Source organism: Pseudomonas sp. LB3P14 (assembly GCF_054898045.1).
In genome coordinates this window covers 4,570,948-4,587,642 of sequence record NZ_CM142714.1, presented here as the reverse complement: position 1 = coordinate 4,587,642, position 16,695 = coordinate 4,570,948, and the positions used below count along the sequence as shown (strand labels likewise).

Genomic DNA, 16,695 nt, shown 5'->3' with positions numbered 1-16,695 from the left:
TTATGTGCGTGCTTATCGGCATGTCCATGTAATTTATTAATTCAAGGAAGTGTATTTATGCAGGAAGCGAAAGTTCAAGGCGCCGACGGCGGTTATGTGAAGTTCGTCAATCTGTTCAAACTGTCCGACCTCGAACAGGCTTTGTTGCCGTACAAGAACACCGGGCAACATGATGCGGTGATTCGTTATTACTTTGCTTGTATCGCTTTGCTCGACTCGCCGCGGTTGTTGCAGCCGCTGGCGCTGTTCAAGCAGGCGCTGGGTGAATTGAGCAAGCGTCGAGTGCGCCGCGAATTGGAGCAGGAACCGGCGCAGAGCCCTGATAAGGAGTCGGCCCCCACTCTTTCACAAATCAGCGACAGAGTTAAAGGTTTCGAATCGCGTCTGCAATACAGCGTTGAGCTAATGAAAATACCGGCGACGCAAGTTCCAAAGATTTTGCACTTCGTGTGGCTCGGTGGTGGCATCGGTGAGATCCAGCGCGATTACATAAATATTTGGAAAAAGGTGTTGGCCGGGCAGGGTTACAAAATCAACCTCTGGTATGACAGTGACGCCTTGCTGGCGTACCAAACAACCCGGCTTATCGTCGAGGCCGCCAAAACGCACGCCATGCAGCACGGTGGAGTCGACAGTGCTTCAGAAGAGCAACTTGGAAGAATGTATGAAGCGCGCGCCATTGTCCTGAAGCAGCAAATGTTCGCGCACATCAATGAAGCAGTTGCAAACGGGCTGTCGGCCGATGAAGCCAGGGTGCAACTGTTGACCCGGGCGTACGGCCAGCAGGCTAAAGATCTGCAATCGCTGAAGACGCGCAACCTGCAGAGCCTGCGAGCGGTGGTCGGCGGCGACTTGCAGTTGCGCGATCTGGCCGGTGCCGCACAACCCTTGCAGTTGCAAGCCATTTACGATCAGGAAATGCGCTTGCGTGGCAATCTTGCCGCCGGTTCCGATGTGGTGCGGCTGGAGGCATTGCTGCCAGAAGGCGGCATGTACGCTGACGTCGACAACCTTCCACCGTTGTTGAAGGTGATTGGCGACGTGGACATCGGCGGTGTGAAGGGTGATGGCCAGCGCGGGATCGTGCAGTTGCTGCTGGATCACAATCCGCACTGGATGCCGGGCCGCCAGGCGCTGCGCAGTCGATACACGGATTACTCCGGCAGCATTCCCCAGGAACATCGTGCGGCGCTCGAGTTGTTCGCCAAAAGCCGCCCCGCCCTGGACAAGGTATTCCAGGCGCCGTCTGACCAGTTGGTGCGGCCTTATATGTTGCGCGCGGTGGCTGAAGGCGGTTTGCTGAGCAATGCTTATCTGATGGCTCACCCCGGCGCGCAGATGCTGATCGCAGTGCAGGAACGCTTGCGCTTCAACTATCAAGTGCTCGACGCCGTGGTCAAGGCCGCCGCGGCTAAAGGAATTGCGCCTGAAGATTTCAAAGCCATGGAGGTTTTGACGATTGCAGAGCTTGAGAGCCGTCTCGGTTCTCTGATGGCACTGCCGCTTGAGGATGAAATTGCGATACGGCAACTGGCGGTCTCCGTCGCCAGTTATTACAGCGACGGGATCCGTCCCGAAAGCGAGGGGACGATCTATCTGACCGGGCCGGCTGGCATACGCCAGGGCATGGGCGATTATGAGCGAGAACACTTCACGCCTCGGGCTGCCGAAGCCTCGCGCAAGGAGGTGGCCATCGAACCGCAGGGCACGGTCAACCGTTCAAGCGAAGAGGAGCTGGATCACTCCTGGAAAGAAAACGCGTCCGATCTGCAGCAGTGGGTCGAGAGCGAAAAGCAGCGCTGGCAAGAAGGGCAATATAGAACCCGTTACGCTGGTGATATCAGTGAGCTGCTCAAGCACTCGACCGTCGAGTTTGAGCTCGGCTGGCCGCTGATCGAGGGGCGCCATGTTCTGAACACCGACCTGTTGCAGCGCATGGCTGACGGCCTGGGCGAACCGTTTACCCAGGCGATGATGAGCGGCCACGACGGCCCTGTGGTTTTCGTCGACAGGTTGCCGCTGGGTTTCGACGATCGTCAGGCCATCCGCAATCAGGACACCCGGCTGCGGCCGCCGGCGTCCTTGGGCGATGAACAGACTCGAAGCCTTGCGCTGGATGAAGTGCTGATCCGTCTGGGCACAGGTGCGTTGCAGCTTGCGCACCTCAGTCCTTTGCAGCGTCTGACGCTCGGGGCGTTGCTCGGGGCTGGATCGCTGGATGAGCAGAGTTTTGCGGCGCTGGGCAGCGCGATGGATAACCTGATCAACAGCGTCAGCGAGCGTGGGACTTCCGGACGCTACGCGGCGATCGAACAGCACCTCTACCAGCGCAGGGCAGCGGCATTTGTGGCCGGGTTGGGCAGTTTTGACGGTGCATTGCCGACGCGCTCGACGAGTGCGCTGAGCCTGAAAAAAAATGCACTTTCCCGAGCGTCGACCCTGTTTGACTGGGGGCGCCAGGTGGCGCGGATCCAGCAGGTAGCCACTCAGGAGCATCGTGAACAGGTGCAGGAGCGGGTGGAGCAGGTGCTCAATCAGTTCGAGGCCGGCACCGTAAAACTGGTCCCGCAGGATCTGTTGATGCACGGGCTGGGTGACACGGCTGCCGGTCGCTGCTTTCCCTTGGCGTTGGCGATGAGTGCGGCCCTCACGCGGGGTGAAGCGGCTACCCGACAACTGCGCGAGCGCTTTTTCCTTGCGGTACTTGAGCCGGGGCAATCGGACTCGGGCGCTTTTCTGCATGCCCTTGATGAGTTGCGTGGCGTACACGCCGGCGAGGTCGGAGCGGCGCTGGGGCGGGTGGATCTGGACAAGGTCGTCGCAACGCTTGAGGGATCTGTCGGCACCCGGACCCTGATGCTCAACTCTGACAACCACACCATGCTGGTGGCCAGAACCGTGAGCGGCACGGCTGTCACGTTCCACTTCTATGATCCGAACTTCGGCCTGTTCGAATTCGACAGTCCGGCCACGTTCAGAATGGCGCTCAAGCAATTCTTCCAGAAGGCGGGCATGGCCAAACACTACGCCGCTTTTGGTAAGCCTGACCGGCCGCAGTTCGATTTGATCGATGTGCAGGGTGAACAGGTTGCCGAACTGGAGCTGTCACCCGGCGTCAAGGTGGCGCATTTGCTCAAGGAGGATGCGCTGTTAAACATGCCATCGCGTCCAATTCGCCAGCGGGTGAACAGTGCACACGGGCAATCGCTGATCGAAAATCCGCGGCTGGGCAGCGCTCTGCTGCAGATCGACAATCATTGGTGGGCCGAGCAGATCGCCGACGCGACTTCCCGGTTGCAGGAGGGACATGACTCGGTATCGCCGCTGGTGCCGTTGTTCGATTCGCTGGAGGTGACTCTCGAGGGCACGTATCGCGTGAGCATGGTCGATCCGAAGAACGCCGAGCATGTGGCAACGATCATCAGCCGGGACAATCGCCTGCTGCGGATCAAGAACTACCTGTCCGAGCTCTTTTCGACGCTCGGACGAAAGCCTCCTCAGACCGGCGCACCGGTGGACCCGACCGAGGCTGCCGCTGTTCACACCCTCAATGCCGGGTTTGCCGTTCAGGCGCTGATGAATGCCTTGCGCGGACGCGAAGGCGATGACCGGACATTGACGACTGCCGTGCAGTGGCACGCCTACGTCAACTATGCGCAACTGGTGCATGGCAATGTGGTGGACGTGGCGGGTCTGATCGGACTGGTGCAAGCGGCTCTACGCGATGAAAAAATCATTGCCCGAACCAGTGCGCGGGTAGTCGGCGAAGCGCTGGGGCCATTGACTGGCAAAACCATCGGTGCAGTGGCGGGACATGTGGCCAACGAGGGTGTCGGAGCGGTACTGGGGCTGGCCAACGTCGGATTCGATATCTATCAGCTGGCGACGGCGCAGAACGGCGTCGAGACCGCCACGTTCGGCACTCAGCTGGGATTCGACGCCACGAGTCTCGCACTGACCGGAGCCGGATTGGGCGCGGCACTCGCGGGGGCGGGCACGGCTGCCGCAGTCCTTGGAGGTGCCGGCGTGATTCTGGGCGGGTTGGCCGTCGGCGCGGCAGCGCTGGCGCAGGCGTACGCGACCATCGCTGAAGAGGCGAAAGTGGTCGGTCTGTTTTTCGCTGAGCTGGAACAGGCCCATCGCGGGGAAGCCTATCGGTACAACGGGAAGCAGGGCGCCTGGTTGCCGCAACCGTCTCTGATCGTAAAGCGCCTTGATCTGAGCACGGGCAAGTTGTTGCTCGACAGCACGAAACTCTACCCGCTGCGCGATCACTTCGGCGTGCCGGAATTCGTGGTCGATTATTCGCGTGCAATCAACCTCAGCGATGAGCTGGGGTTTCCTGGCGAGATGAATTTCGCACCGCCTGCCGGTCAGCCCATCGTCCTGCCTTGTACACCCCAGACCTGCTACCGCTACGAGTACCAGACGTTGCCGTTTGCCTCGCAACGCCACGACAAAGGGTTCGACATCGCCCGGCGCCTGGAAAAGAAGAAGCCGGATGGCCAGTGGCTGTTTCTGCATTCGTTTTACTCCTTCCCCAGCCACTACGTCCTCTACCGGATGTATCCGGATTACCGACCGACCGAGATCAGCGTCCAACTCGATACCCTTGAGCGCAAACTGGTCGTGCCGGTGGTGCCGCCTCTCTGGCACGGCAAGGTTTCCTATCGGATACAAGGGGTCGGAGGCACTTGCACGCTGGTACTCAACCCCGGTGTCAACATTGAACTGGTGGAGTCACCGGGTTCGCAGAAGAGTCGCTGGGTCCTCGTGGCACCCTGGGCCAGTGAAAGTGACATCCTGTTCGGCAAAGATGGGCAGTTCAGCGTCAAAAACTGCCCGTTCACGGTTTCCGGAAAATTTCTGCCTGACATCTTTCTGCTGATCGGCGATGGCAGGCTTTTCAGGATCGAGGGCAGCGAAAAACGCGTGCTGGACCTGTTGCAAGAGCAAGCTCCCAAAGGAGTGGACGGGCAGGTATTGCAGGATCATCTGCAAGCACTGGCCCGAGCCCATCGGCTGGTGCTGCGCTATACGCCGATCCACGACTATCTGATTCCGTTCGAAAAACCCAAGGCGCCGCGTTACACCACCGGTTGGTACGACGCCAGTGAGGACCGGATCCTGTACGTGCGCGATGACGAAGTGTCAGGCGATGATGCGCTGTTGTCGGTCGTGGTCGACGGGTCTGCGTTTTTCCATGATCCGAACAGTTTTGATATCTGGCAGGTCGATGCGAATACAGGTTTGCTCAGTCACTGCTATCGCCTGCTATTGAAACTGAAGGGCGTCAGCACGATCCGCAGTGTGGAAGCCGACGGGCATGGTGTAGTCCATGTGGTGCAGGAGTATGCCCATGACGACGGGACTCTGGAGCGGTTCAATTACCTGATTCGCGACGGACTGCTGTGGCTGAGTTCGATTACCCGTGGCGTCGAACCGACATTCGAGGCGCTGCTGAACGACAGTACGCCCCTGACCGATTGGGCACCTGTGCTGGGCGATCGGGTTCTGTTCAAGCCTGCTCGTGACAACAAGGGATACGCCACGGTCGATTTGCAGTACGCGCCTTACGTTTCGATCTGCTGGAAGATCGAAGATAACGCCCGAGACATGGCGTGGATTCGTACACGCGACAACGTGATTGTCCGTCCGGTGCCACGCCATCATCACGCTCGTGGTTGGCCTGACTCGATTCAGAATTTGAACGATCTGATATTGCTGACGATGACCGATGACAGCGATGTGTTTGTCATTTACGACCGTCGCTTCCAGACCCTGTGTCGGGTACAGCGCACGGTGACGCAGGGCAAAGGGCAATGGTCGCACCGTTGGGTGCAGCCTGAGCGGATGAAACAGGTGGCAGCGGAGGAAAACGGCTATCTGGCGCGCACAGAGGACGGGCTTTCTTTCGATATCGACCCCGACGGTGAAGTGCGCTTGGCAGGTCTGGGTGAGCAATGGTTCAAGGGGCGTGCTCAATGGTGGCTGGCGCTGGACGCCGTGGCCCGCCAACACGCCGTTGAACAGTTCGCCATTGTCGGTGTTTCCAATACAGCCGGCGATGCACGCTTGCACGCGTGGTACGTGGACAACCGGTTGCTGTTGTGTGAGGCAGAACAGGCGGAGATACGCCTGCTTGGATTGACGCCGGACAATCAGTCGGCGTGGCTGTTCGACCCGGCGGGCGGCGAGGTCTGGCGCCAGGCGTTTATCGATCCGCAGCGACTCGACCAGGCTTTCGGTGCAGGCGCGCGATTGTTGCTGAGTGAAGCGCTGCCCAAGCCAGAGCGGCAATGGGCGCGGTGGCGCTTTACCGACGTCAGGATTGACGGTGCCGGACTATTGGGAACGACCCATGATGGCGTGGTGCTGGAGTTGCACTTCCAGGAACCACCACTGATTGCCGGCGTGGAGCGTAATTGGGTGGCAGCCCATGGTGAGCAACTGATCGGTGACCTCCAGGCCCTTCTGGAGACTGAATCGCATCGCCCGTTCATTTCGATCGCCTCGCAGGACGCCAGCGTGCAGTGGTACATCGTCGATAGCGCGCGGTTGATCCGGGTCGCCGCTTCAGACTTGCCCAAGGAGTTCGAGCTGTTGGGGACCCGGCGACACGCCGATGTCTTGCTGCATGAACCGGAGCAGCGTGTCGTGCAGGGCTACCCGAGCAAGCGCCAGATCGGGCCGCTGGATTATGTCCAGCGCAATGGTGAGGTGCTGGTGATCGAAGGGCGGGTGGATGTGTACGATCTCATGCCGCTGATTCCTGATGACGTGCGCACGCTGGTTGTGCGGATAGGCCGCGGCTTCATGAAATGTCATCTGACGCCGGCGCTCTCGCGCAAGCTGGACTCGGTCGTAGTTGATTGTCGGTATCCGCTGGGCGGCAGGCCCGCCGTAATGAGCCGGTTGATCTGGTCGCTGGAAGAGCCGCAAAAGCTGGAGTTGGGCATTGTTGAGGATCACTTGGTGGTGGTCGATCCTGACTCCGAGCACTGTCTGCTTTTGCGTAATGCGTGTGCGAATGATCCGGCATTGCGCGGCGATGTGATGCTTGAAGTCAAGGGGCTGCGACCTTGTCTGGTGTCGACGTTGGTGCGATGGCTGAAGGAGCGCAATGGCGGAACCGACAGCGTGACGTTGAAAGCGTTGATCGATGAGTCGAAGGCCAGGAACACAGTCGACTCGGCCGGTTGAAGGCACCCGTAATATTGCGCTTGTGCATTCATTGCCATTGACGCAAACAGACCGCCGACGCGACCGTCGGCGGTCTGTTTCTTTCCGGTTTCAAGGCACCAGATAACCCTTCACCCCGGTAAAGATGATCTGTGCGGCCAGTGCGCAAACGAACAGCCCCATCAACCGGCTGACGATCTGCAAGCCTTGGTCGCCAAGAATCCGCTCGATGCGGTTCGACAGATACAGCACCACCCCCACCGTGAAGCTGGCGAGCGCAATGCTCATGATCGCGGTGAGCTTGTCGTCCCAGTGCGGTTGACTGACGCCCATCACCAGCAGTGCACCGATGGTGCCCGGGCCGACAGTCAGCGGAATGGTCAGCGGAACAATGGTCACGTCCTGCTGCACGTTGTCGGTCTGCACCACCGACTTGCCTTGCGCCATGCCCAGCGCCGAAATGAACAGCACACTGCCGGCGCCGATACGGAACGCATCTACGGTGATTCCGAATACGTCGAAAATCACCCGTCCGAACAGGTACAGCAACACGCTTGATACCAGTGTGGCGATCGCCACCTTCCAGGCCAGGCGCCGTTGTTCCTTGCGCGAATAACCGCGGGTCAGGCTGATGAAGCAGGACAACACGAAGAACGGGCTGTAGAGCACCAGCATCTTCAGGTAAACGCTGAACAACACGTGGAGCATGGTGCAAGCTCACTGGCGAGGGAAGTCGAGGGGGAGTCTATCAGGCGTTGCGGGGTCTGTCGGCTCAGGACGTTTGGGTCGCTGCCCGGTTCTGCTGATCGCGCTGGGCAACCCAATGCTCGATCAGGTCGCGCAGTTGCGACAGCTCGACCGGTTTGGCCATGTGCCCGTCCATGCCGGCCTGACGCGCGCGCTCTTTATGCTCGGCGAGGATGTGCGCAGTCAGTGCCACCACGGGGGTGCGAGTCCGCTGGTTGCCGACTTCCCAGGCACGCAGTTGCTGAGTCGCGGAGAAGCCGTCGAGGATTGGCATTTCGCAGTCCATCAGGACCAGGTCATACCGCTGGGCTTTCATCGCCTGCAAGGCTTCTTCGCCATTGCTGGCAGTGTCCGGTTGCAGGTTGAGCTTGCCCAGCATGCCGCGAATCACTTTGGTCGAGATGCTGTTGTCTTCGGCCACCAGGATGCGGAAATCGCTTGGCACCTTCACCGGTAAAGTCGGGCCGACGGGCAGGTGCTGCGAGATGGAATGGCCCTTGTTTCGCTGGTTCAGCTCATCGGCCAACGTCGTCTTGAGGGTGTAGCCGGCCACCGGTTTGGCGAGGATGCGTTTGATCCCGGAGTTGCGCGCGATGATCTTGCTGGGTGCGTTGCTGATGCCGGTGAGCATGATCAGCAGGATGTCGTGGTTCAGGCTCGGGTCTTCCTTGATCTTGGCGGCCAGTTGCATGCCGGTCATGCCGGGCATGTTCTGGTCCAGCAGGACCACGTCGAAGTAATCACGCAAGTGGGCCTTGGTGCGCAGCAGCGCCAGCGCTTCCTTGCCGGACGGTACGGCGCTGACATTCAGACCCCAGGCGCTGCACTGCTGCACCAGCACCTTGCGGCAGGTGTCGTTGTCGTCCACCACCAACACCCGTGCACCCTGCAGTGGGCCATCGAGGTCGGACGTCGGGTGTTCGAGGCGGTCAGGGTCCAGCGGCAGGGTCAGCCACAAGGTGCTGCCCTGGTTGGCGCCGCTCTTGACGCCGAACTCCCCTTGCATCAAGCGAATCAGCTGACGGGCGATCACCAGCCCCAGATTGCCTCCCAAACGGGTGGCCGAGAGGAAGTGCTTGCTGTGCAGTTCGGCGTGCATCAATGCATCGCGCTCTTCGGCGTCCATCGGCTCACCGCTGTCCTGGACGGCAATGCGCAAGCGCGGTTTGGCACTGCGCTCATCGAGCGCGACGACGATCAGGATCTCGCCCTCGTCGGTTTTTTTCAGGGCGTTTTCCAGCAGGCTCAGCAGGGTCTGGCGCAGGCGCGTCGGGTCACCGCTGATGACGCGCGGCACTTGCGGCTGGATAAAGCTGATCAACTCGACGTTCTGCTGTTCGGCCTTGGCGCGGAAGATGCTCAGGCAGTCTTCGATCAGCGCGTTGAGGTCGAACTGCACATCGTCCAGTTCGATCTGCCCGGATTCGAGCTTGGAGATGTCGAGAATCTCGTTGATCAGTGTCAGCAGTTCGTTGCCGGCACTGTGGATGGTCTGCACATAGTCGCGCTGCTTGACCGAGAGCGGCGTGCCCAGCAGCAGTTCGGTCATGCCCAGCACGCCATTCATCGGGGTGCGGATTTCGTGGCTGATTTTTGCCAGGAATTCGGCCTTGGCGTTGATCTCGGCATTGCTGGCGGCCAGGTCGCGGCTGACACTGAAACGGTCTTCGGTGATGCTGCGCTGACGTTCACTCAAGGCAATGCTCATCAACAGGCCACTGATGCAGATGAACACCAGCAACGTGGTGATCAGCCCTTGAGGCTCCACCAGGGTCAGCCCCAGCAGGGCAGGCAGGATAATCAGCGTACCGGCGTTGAACACCACCATTGCCGCCACGAAAAGACGTGCCGGGCGATAGCCTTTTTGCCAGTGATAGGCGCTGACGAACAACATGGTCAGGCCCGCGAGGGCGACCAGCGCGTACGTGATGATGTTTAGCGGCAGCGTATTGACGAACAACAGCAGCAAGCCGCAGACACTGATGAACAGGATGTCGCCCAGCAGCAGCTTGTTCAGTGGGTGCGGGCCGAGCGGGGCGAAGAAGCGATAGGCGAACATCAGACCGCAGGGCGCTGTCAGCAGCAACGCGAGGTAAGCCCCCGGCGTCTGGACCGCATGCCAGTCCGGCAACCAGGGGCCGGCTACGTTCAGCAGCAGGACCAGGCTGAGCAGCAACAGTCCTTCGCAGCCAGCCAGCCAGAGACTGCTGCGCGAGCGGGAGTAGGCATAACGAATAACGTTGTGCAGGATCAGCATCGCGATACAGCCGAGCAACAGACCGTAGATCAGCATCTGATTCTGATTGGCCGCGGTCATGACCGCCGACTGCAGGGTGATGTATGGCCTCAACTGATGGTCGGAGACCAGTCGCAGGTAAACGTCGAGGGTTTTTTCGCTTTGCGGCAGCGGCAACATGAAGTCACTGCTGGGCAATGGCCTTTCAGCCTGGGGCTGTCCGGTACCGGTGTTCAATTGCTCGATCAGCGTGTCGCCGTCCAGCACATAGAGATTGAGGTGCGACAGGTCGGGAGCGAACACCCGCAGCAACTGTTCGTGCTTGCCGGGTGCGAGTCTGAAACGCAGCCATAACGCGCCATCGGGCTCGGCGGCGGTGAGGAGGTCGAGTTCAATGGGACTGAATTGATTGGTGTAGCGAGCGGAACGGATGTCGCTTAGCTGCAGGTCGCCCTGTTCGTCGAGCAATACCGCCCAGCCACTGCCTTGCGCGGCCTGGGCCGGGAGCATGCAGAGCAAGGTCAGCAGAGTGACGGTGAGACCTATGGCAATCCTGAGCCAGCGCACGGCGAAATCCCTTCGTAGGTTGATGCCAGAGTATAACTATGCGCGGCGCCGGAATAGCCCGGCAAGAGCCCGAGGCCCTTGCCTGGCCGAATGGCGCTCTTATTCCTGATTTTCGCCACGCTCGCGGGCAATGGCACGGTAGCCAATGTCCTTGCGATAGAAGCAGCCTTCCCAGTCAATCCTGGCCGCCAGCTTGTAAGCCTGCTGCTGAGCGGCATCGACGCTGGCACCCATTGCAGTGGCGCAGAGTACCCGACCACCGGCCGTCACCACTTGACCATCCTTGAGCGCAGTACCGGCGTGGAAGACTTTGCCTTCCAGTGCTGCGGCTGCATCGAGGCCGTTGATGGCAACGCCTTTAGCGTAGTCACCAGGATAGCCGCCGGCGGCCAGCACGATGCCGACGCTCGGACGCGGATCCCATTGTGCTTCGACTTTGTCCAGGGCTTGCGCCAGGGCCGCCTCGACCAGCAACACCAGGCTCGACTGCAAACGCAGCATCACCGGTTGGGTCTCAGGGTCGCCGAAACGGCAGTTGAATTCGATGACTTTTGGGTTACCAGCTTTGTCGATCATCAAGCCGGCGTACAGGAAGCCAGTGTAAACGTTGCCTTCTTCGGCCATGCCACGCACGGTCGGCCAGATCACCAGGTCCATGACCCGCTGATGGACGTCGGCGGTGACGACCGGGGCCGGGGAGTAAGCACCCATGCCGCCAGTGTTCGGACCGGTATCGCCGTCACCGACGCGTTTGTGGTCCTGGCTGGTGGCCATCGGCAATACGTTCTTGCCGTCGACCATGACAATGAAGCTGGCTTCTTCGCCGTCCAGGAACTCTTCGATCACCACGCGCGAACCCGCTTCGCCGAAGGCGTTGCCAGCCAGCATGTCGCGCACGGCGTCTTCGGCTTCGGTCAACGTCATGGCAACGATCACGCCTTTACCGGCAGCCAGGCCATCGGCCTTGATCACGATCGGCGCGCCTTTTTCACGCAGATAAGCCAGGGCTGGCTCGATCTCGGTGAAGTTCTGGTAGTCGGCAGTCGGGATCTTGTGACGCGCCAGGAAATCCTTGGTGAAGGCTTTTGAACCTTCCAGCTGGGCAGCGCCAGCGGTCGGACCGAAGCAGTCCAGGCCACGGGAGCGGAACAGATCGACGACGCCGGCGACCAGCGGCACTTCCGGGCCGACGATGGTCAGGGAAACGTTTTTCTCGGCAAAGTCGGCCAGCTGTTCGAGGGCCAGCACGTCGATCGCGACGTTCTCGCACTTGGCTTCAATGGCGGTGCCGGCGTTGCCCGGAGCCACGAAAACTTTCTGCACGCGCGGATCCTGAGCCACTTTCCAGGCCAGGGCGTGTTCACGGCCACCGCTGCCAATGATCAAAACATTCATTTCAAAAACCTCGGATGACGCTAATTCTGTGGGGGCTGATCGTTCCCACGCTCTGCGTGGGAATGCCTCTACGGACGCTCTGCGTCCGAGGGACGCGGAGCGTCCCGGGCTGCGTGCCCACGCAGAGCGTGGGTACGATCAAGCAAACAAATCAGTGACGGAAGTGGCGCATGTCAGTAAAGACCATGGCGATGCCGGCCTCGTCTGCTGCTGCAATCACTTCGTTATCACGCATCGAGCCGCCTGGCTGGATCACCGCAGTGATACCAACCTTGGCCGCGTTGTCGATGCCGTCGCGGAACGGGAAGAATGCATCCGATGCCATGACTGCACCTTGCACCTGCAAACCAGCGTGCTCAGCCTTGATCGCCGCAATACGAGCGGAGTTCACGCGGCTCATCTGGCCGGCGCCGACACCGATGGTCTGGCGATTCTTGGCGTAGACAATGGCATTGGACTTAACGTACTTGGCGACTTTCCAGGCGAAGATCAGGTCGTGGATCTCTTGTTCGGTCGGGGCGCGTTTGGTCACGACTTTCAGGTCGTCGGCGCCGATCATGCCGATGTCGCGGCTCTGCACCAGCAGGCCACCGTTGACGCGTTTGTAGTCCCAGGCAGCGGCGCGATCAGCCGACCACTCGCCGCAGGCCAGCAGGCGTACGTTGGCTTTTGCAGCCACGATGGCGCGGGCTTCTTCGCTGACGCTTGGGGCAATGATCACTTCGACGAACTGACGCTCGACGATGGCTTTGGCCGTTTCAGCATCCAGCTCGCGGTTGAAGGCGATGATGCCGCCGAAGGCGGATTCGGTGTCGGTGGCGTAGGCCAGTTCGTAGGCCTGACGAATACCGCCTTCGGCGTCCGGGCTGACGGCAACGCCGCACGGGTTGGCGTGCTTGACGATCACACAGGCCGGTTTGACGAAGCTCTTCACGCATTCCAGCGCGGCGTCGGTGTCGGCCACGTTGTTGTACGACAGCTCTTTACCTTGCAGTTGGGTCGCGGTGGCGATACCTACTTCGGCAGGCTTGGCTTCAACGTAGAACGCCGCGCTCTGGTGTGGGTTCTCGCCGTAGCGCATTTCCTGAGCCTTGACGAACTGGCTGTTAAAGGTGCGCGGGAATTCGCTGCGGCCGGAGGTCGAGAGGGTGTCAGCGGCCTGGTTCACGGTGCCCATGTAGTTGGCGATCATGCCGTCATAGGCTGCGGTGTGTTCGAAGGCCTTGAGCATCAGGTCGAAACGCTGAGCGTAGGTCAGGCCGCCGGCCTTGAGGCTTTCGAGGACGTTGGCGTAGTCGCTGGCATTCACCACGATGGCCACGTCTTTGTGGTTTTTTGCAGCTGAACGGACCATGGTCGGGCCGCCGATGTCGATGTTCTCGATGGCGGTCGGCAGGTCGCAGCCTGGCTTGTTGATGGTGGCTTCGAACGGGTACAGGTTGACCGCTACCAGGTCGATCGGCTTGATGCCGTGCTCGTTCATGATGGCGTCGTCGATACCGCGACGGCCAAGGATCCCACCGTGGATTTTCGGGTGCAGGGTTTTCACCCGGCCGTCCATCATTTCTGCGAAACCGGTGTAATCCGCGACTTCCACTGCGGCAACGCCGTTGTCGCGCAGCAGCTTGAACGTCCCGCCGGTGGAGAGGATCTCGACGCCCAGAGCTTCAAGCTCTTTGGCGAACTCGAGGATCCCGGTCTTGTCGGAAACGCTGATCAAGGCGCGGCGGATCGGCAGGCGGGTAGTCTGGTCGGTCATTTCAATTTCCATCAAAAGCAAAGGAGTCAGCAAAAAAGGCGACCGTTTTTACGCGGGCGCCTTTCTGGTTTGATTGAATGCTTACAGCAAATCGTACTGCTTGAGTTTCTTGCGCAGCGTGCCTCGGTTCAGTCCGAGCAGCTCACTGGCCTTGGTCTGGTTGCCCTTGACGTAGTTCATCACGCACTCGAGCAGGGGAGCCTCGACTTCGGAGAGCACCAGGTTGTACACATCCGTGACGGCAGCGCCTTCAAGGTGGGCGAAATAATTGTGCAGCGCTTTCTCGACACTCCCGCGAAGGGTCTGACCTTCTTCGCTCGGCGTATTGAGGTGCTGTTTCAAATTCACGTTGTCGCTCACGGGTGTTGTTCCACTCACTAAAGTCTCGGTCATCATCGTCATGCGGCCACCTCGTCTCCGTCCCCTGTCAGGCTCTTGTTACGTTCGGCGAAGAAGCCCTGAACGTTGGCGCATTGTGCTTCCGTATCTTCCAAACGATTGAAGTGGGCGCGAAACTCCCTGGCGCCCGGCAAGGTTGCGAGATACCAGCCCACATGCTTTCGAGCAATGCGTACACCCATGACGTCTCCATAGAAGACGTGCAGCGCAGCCAGATGCTCTAGCAGAATGCGTTCCACCTCGATCAGTTCCAGTGCCGGGAGTTTCTCGCCGGTACGCAGAAAATGATCGATCTCACGAAAAATCCATGGCCGCCCCTGGGCGGCCCGGCCTACCAGCAGGCCATCGGCACCGGTCGCATCGAGCACGTACCGGGCCTTCTCTGGCGAATCGATATCGCCATTGGCAAAGACCGGAATCGACACGGCCTGCTTGATCGCGGCAATGGTGTCGTACTCGGCTTCGCCGGTGTACAGATCGGCACGGGTGCGGCCATGAACCGCCAACGCCGTAATGCCTGCCTGCTCGGCAATCTTCGCCACTGTCAGGCCGTTCTTGTTGTCCCGGTCCCAGCCGGTGCGGATCTTAAGGGTGACCGGCACATCAACCGCAGCCACTACGGCCTGCAGGATCTCGGTCACCAGTGCTTCATCTTTCAACAGCGCGGACCCGGCAGCCTTGTTGCAGACCTTCTTCGCCGGACAACCCATGTTGATATCAATAATCTGTGCGCCCAGTTCGACGTTGGCCCGGGCTGCATCCGCCAACATCTGTGCATCACCCCCGGCGATCTGTACCGAGCGGGGCTCGGGATCACCTTTGTGGATCATGCGCATCCGCGATTTGCGGGTGTTCCACAAGCTCATGTCGCTGGTGACCATTTCCGAGACTACAAGCCCTGCGCCCAGTCGCTTGCACAGCTGACGAAAGGGCTGGTCGGTGACCCCCGCCATCGGGGCGAGAATCAAGCCGTTGTGCAATGTATATGGACCGATGCGTACCGCCGACATAGGGCTTCCCTGTTGTGGGGCCGGATCATGAGAGTTCGAAAAAGGGTTGGCATGATACCCGCTCTCGATGACTGGATAAAGGCTGAATTGAACAAAATCTGAACAGTAATTTTGTTATCGCCAGCGGTTTGGTACGAGCGGTCAAAGTCAGAAATATGCCGTCAAAGTCGTAACACTGAACCGTTTCACTCGGGCGAATGAAAACTCAGGCTGTAATTCACCGCTTTGGAGCCTGGATCGAGGATATCCAGTGCGATGTGGATCGGCGTTTGCGGAGGCATTTCCACCATCCCTTCGAGATCGCCGTTGAGGTACTCGCCGGGTTTGAAGCGACGGCTGGCGATCAGGTGGCCGTTGAGGTCGGCAAATCGCAACTCCAGCAGCGGGAAAGGCTGGGAGAAAGGTGCGCGGTTGTAGATGATCGCGTCGACCACCAGTGCACCGTTGAAGTCCGGGTGGCTGCGGACCACCAGGTTGCTGCTTTTGATTTTGGCGATATCGACTTTGGACGGCACAGTGCAACCGATTTGCGGGCACAGTTGCTGGAACCACGGACGGTACTGATCCTGACGCGCCAGTTCGTCGAAATGGTAGGCGATGTACTGGCCGGCGAGCGCCGCCGCGCCGAGCAGGATCAGCAGCAGCCAGAAAAGTCGGCGACCCCAGGGTGAGCGGCGTTTTTGCCAGTCCAGTTGCAGTGGGTCATCGGTCAGGTCTTGCAGGGCTTCAGCGCGGACAGCCGGCTCACGCTTTTTGCGCAGGGGCTCGATCGAGGGCAGATCGTCGTCGATCTCATCGGTCGCCGACAGGCGTTCGTGATGCATCGGCGCGTCGAGTGGGTCGTGTAGACGCAGCTGTGGCGGCTGATGTTCGTCGTCCAGTTCCACCGGTTCCAGGGACAGCGAAGGTTCGGTGCGCGAGTGTCTGTTGGGCTCGAGTTCCAGCTCCGGCAAATCGGCTTCAGCGGTCTGCGCACGATCGGCGGCCGATTCGCTGAATAGACTGTCGGGCCACGGCGCTTCGTCGTGCTCGGCGGTATCGCGGTTAGCGCTCAGGTTGTCTTCGCGGGGCCGGCCGAATTCCGTGGTCGGCTGGATCTCTCGTTGTTCGAGGCGGGCGAGCTCTTCGTCCAGGTCCAGGCTGTCCAGATCCAGCTCGGCGGCGGTCCATTGCTTTTGGCTGATGGCCCGCGGCGCCGGTGGTTCGACGATGACCGGGGTAACCGGCGGGATCGCGTCCTTGCCGGCCCGTTGCTCAAGCAGCTGCTTGGCGGCGTTGAACACCTGCAAGCACGAGCCGCAACGAACCACTCCGCGGGCCACGCTCAACTGAGTATGGCTGACGCGGAAGCTGGTTTGGCAATGCGGGCACTGGGTGACGAAGCTGTCGGTCATGCGGCG

General features: G+C 60.2%; 8 protein-coding genes. 1 reads left to right on the top strand and 7 read right to left on the bottom strand.

The annotated features are described in order from the left end of the window. Nucleotides 1–57 precede the first annotated feature (57 nt). Nucleotides 58–7,203, top strand: coding sequence for a TcdA/TcdB pore-forming domain-containing protein (locus ACYZT5_RS21160; protein ID WP_462047250.1), 7,146 nt, complete (start codon nucleotides 58–60; stop codon nucleotides 7,201–7,203). Between the two features lie 90 nt (nucleotides 7,204–7,293). Here ACYZT5_RS21160 and ACYZT5_RS21155 read toward each other — a convergent pair whose 3' ends face one another. The 7 genes from ACYZT5_RS21155 to ACYZT5_RS21125 all read right to left on the bottom strand — a co-directional run bounded on the left by ACYZT5_RS21155 (nucleotide 7,294) and on the right by ACYZT5_RS21125 (nucleotide 16,689). Next, a complete protein-coding gene (locus ACYZT5_RS21155) occupies nucleotides 7,294–7,890 on the bottom strand; it encodes a MarC family protein (protein WP_064593220.1) in 597 nt (198 codons plus the stop codon). Nucleotides 7,891–7,954: 64 nt separating this feature from the next. Continuing rightward, on the bottom strand, nucleotides 7,955–10,732 hold the full coding sequence (locus ACYZT5_RS21150) for a hybrid sensor histidine kinase/response regulator (RefSeq protein WP_462047249.1): 2,778 nt from the start codon (nucleotides 10,730–10,732) through the stop codon (nucleotides 7,955–7,957). Nucleotides 10,733–10,831: 99 nt separating this feature from the next. After that, nucleotides 10,832–12,127 carry a phosphoribosylamine--glycine ligase gene (purD, locus tag ACYZT5_RS21145; protein WP_462047248.1) on the bottom strand — a complete coding sequence of 432 codons (1,296 nt, stop codon included), beginning with the start codon at nucleotides 12,125–12,127 and terminating at the stop codon, nucleotides 10,832–10,834. Between the two features lie 151 nt (nucleotides 12,128–12,278). After that, a complete protein-coding gene (gene purH / locus ACYZT5_RS21140; protein WP_462047247.1) occupies nucleotides 12,279–13,886 on the bottom strand; it encodes a bifunctional phosphoribosylaminoimidazolecarboxamide formyltransferase/IMP cyclohydrolase in 1,608 nt (535 codons plus the stop codon). A gap of 81 nt (nucleotides 13,887–13,967) precedes the next feature. Further along, complete coding sequence (gene fis / locus ACYZT5_RS21135) at nucleotides 13,968–14,288, bottom strand: DNA-binding transcriptional regulator Fis (protein WP_007907419.1); 321 nt, start codon at nucleotides 14,286–14,288, stop codon at nucleotides 13,968–13,970. Then, nucleotides 14,285–15,295, bottom strand: coding sequence for a tRNA dihydrouridine synthase DusB (gene dusB, locus ACYZT5_RS21130; RefSeq protein WP_462047246.1), 1,011 nt, complete (start codon nucleotides 15,293–15,295; stop codon nucleotides 14,285–14,287). The genes fis and dusB overlap by 4 nt, the downstream gene beginning before the upstream one ends. A 185-nt stretch (nucleotides 15,296–15,480) precedes the next feature. Then, the gene (locus ACYZT5_RS21125; protein ID WP_462047245.1) at nucleotides 15,481–16,689 is read right to left on the bottom strand and encodes a DUF3426 domain-containing protein; all 1,209 of its coding nucleotides are present in this window, start codon (nucleotides 16,687–16,689) and stop codon (nucleotides 15,481–15,483) included. Nucleotides 16,690–16,695 lie beyond the last annotated feature (6 nt).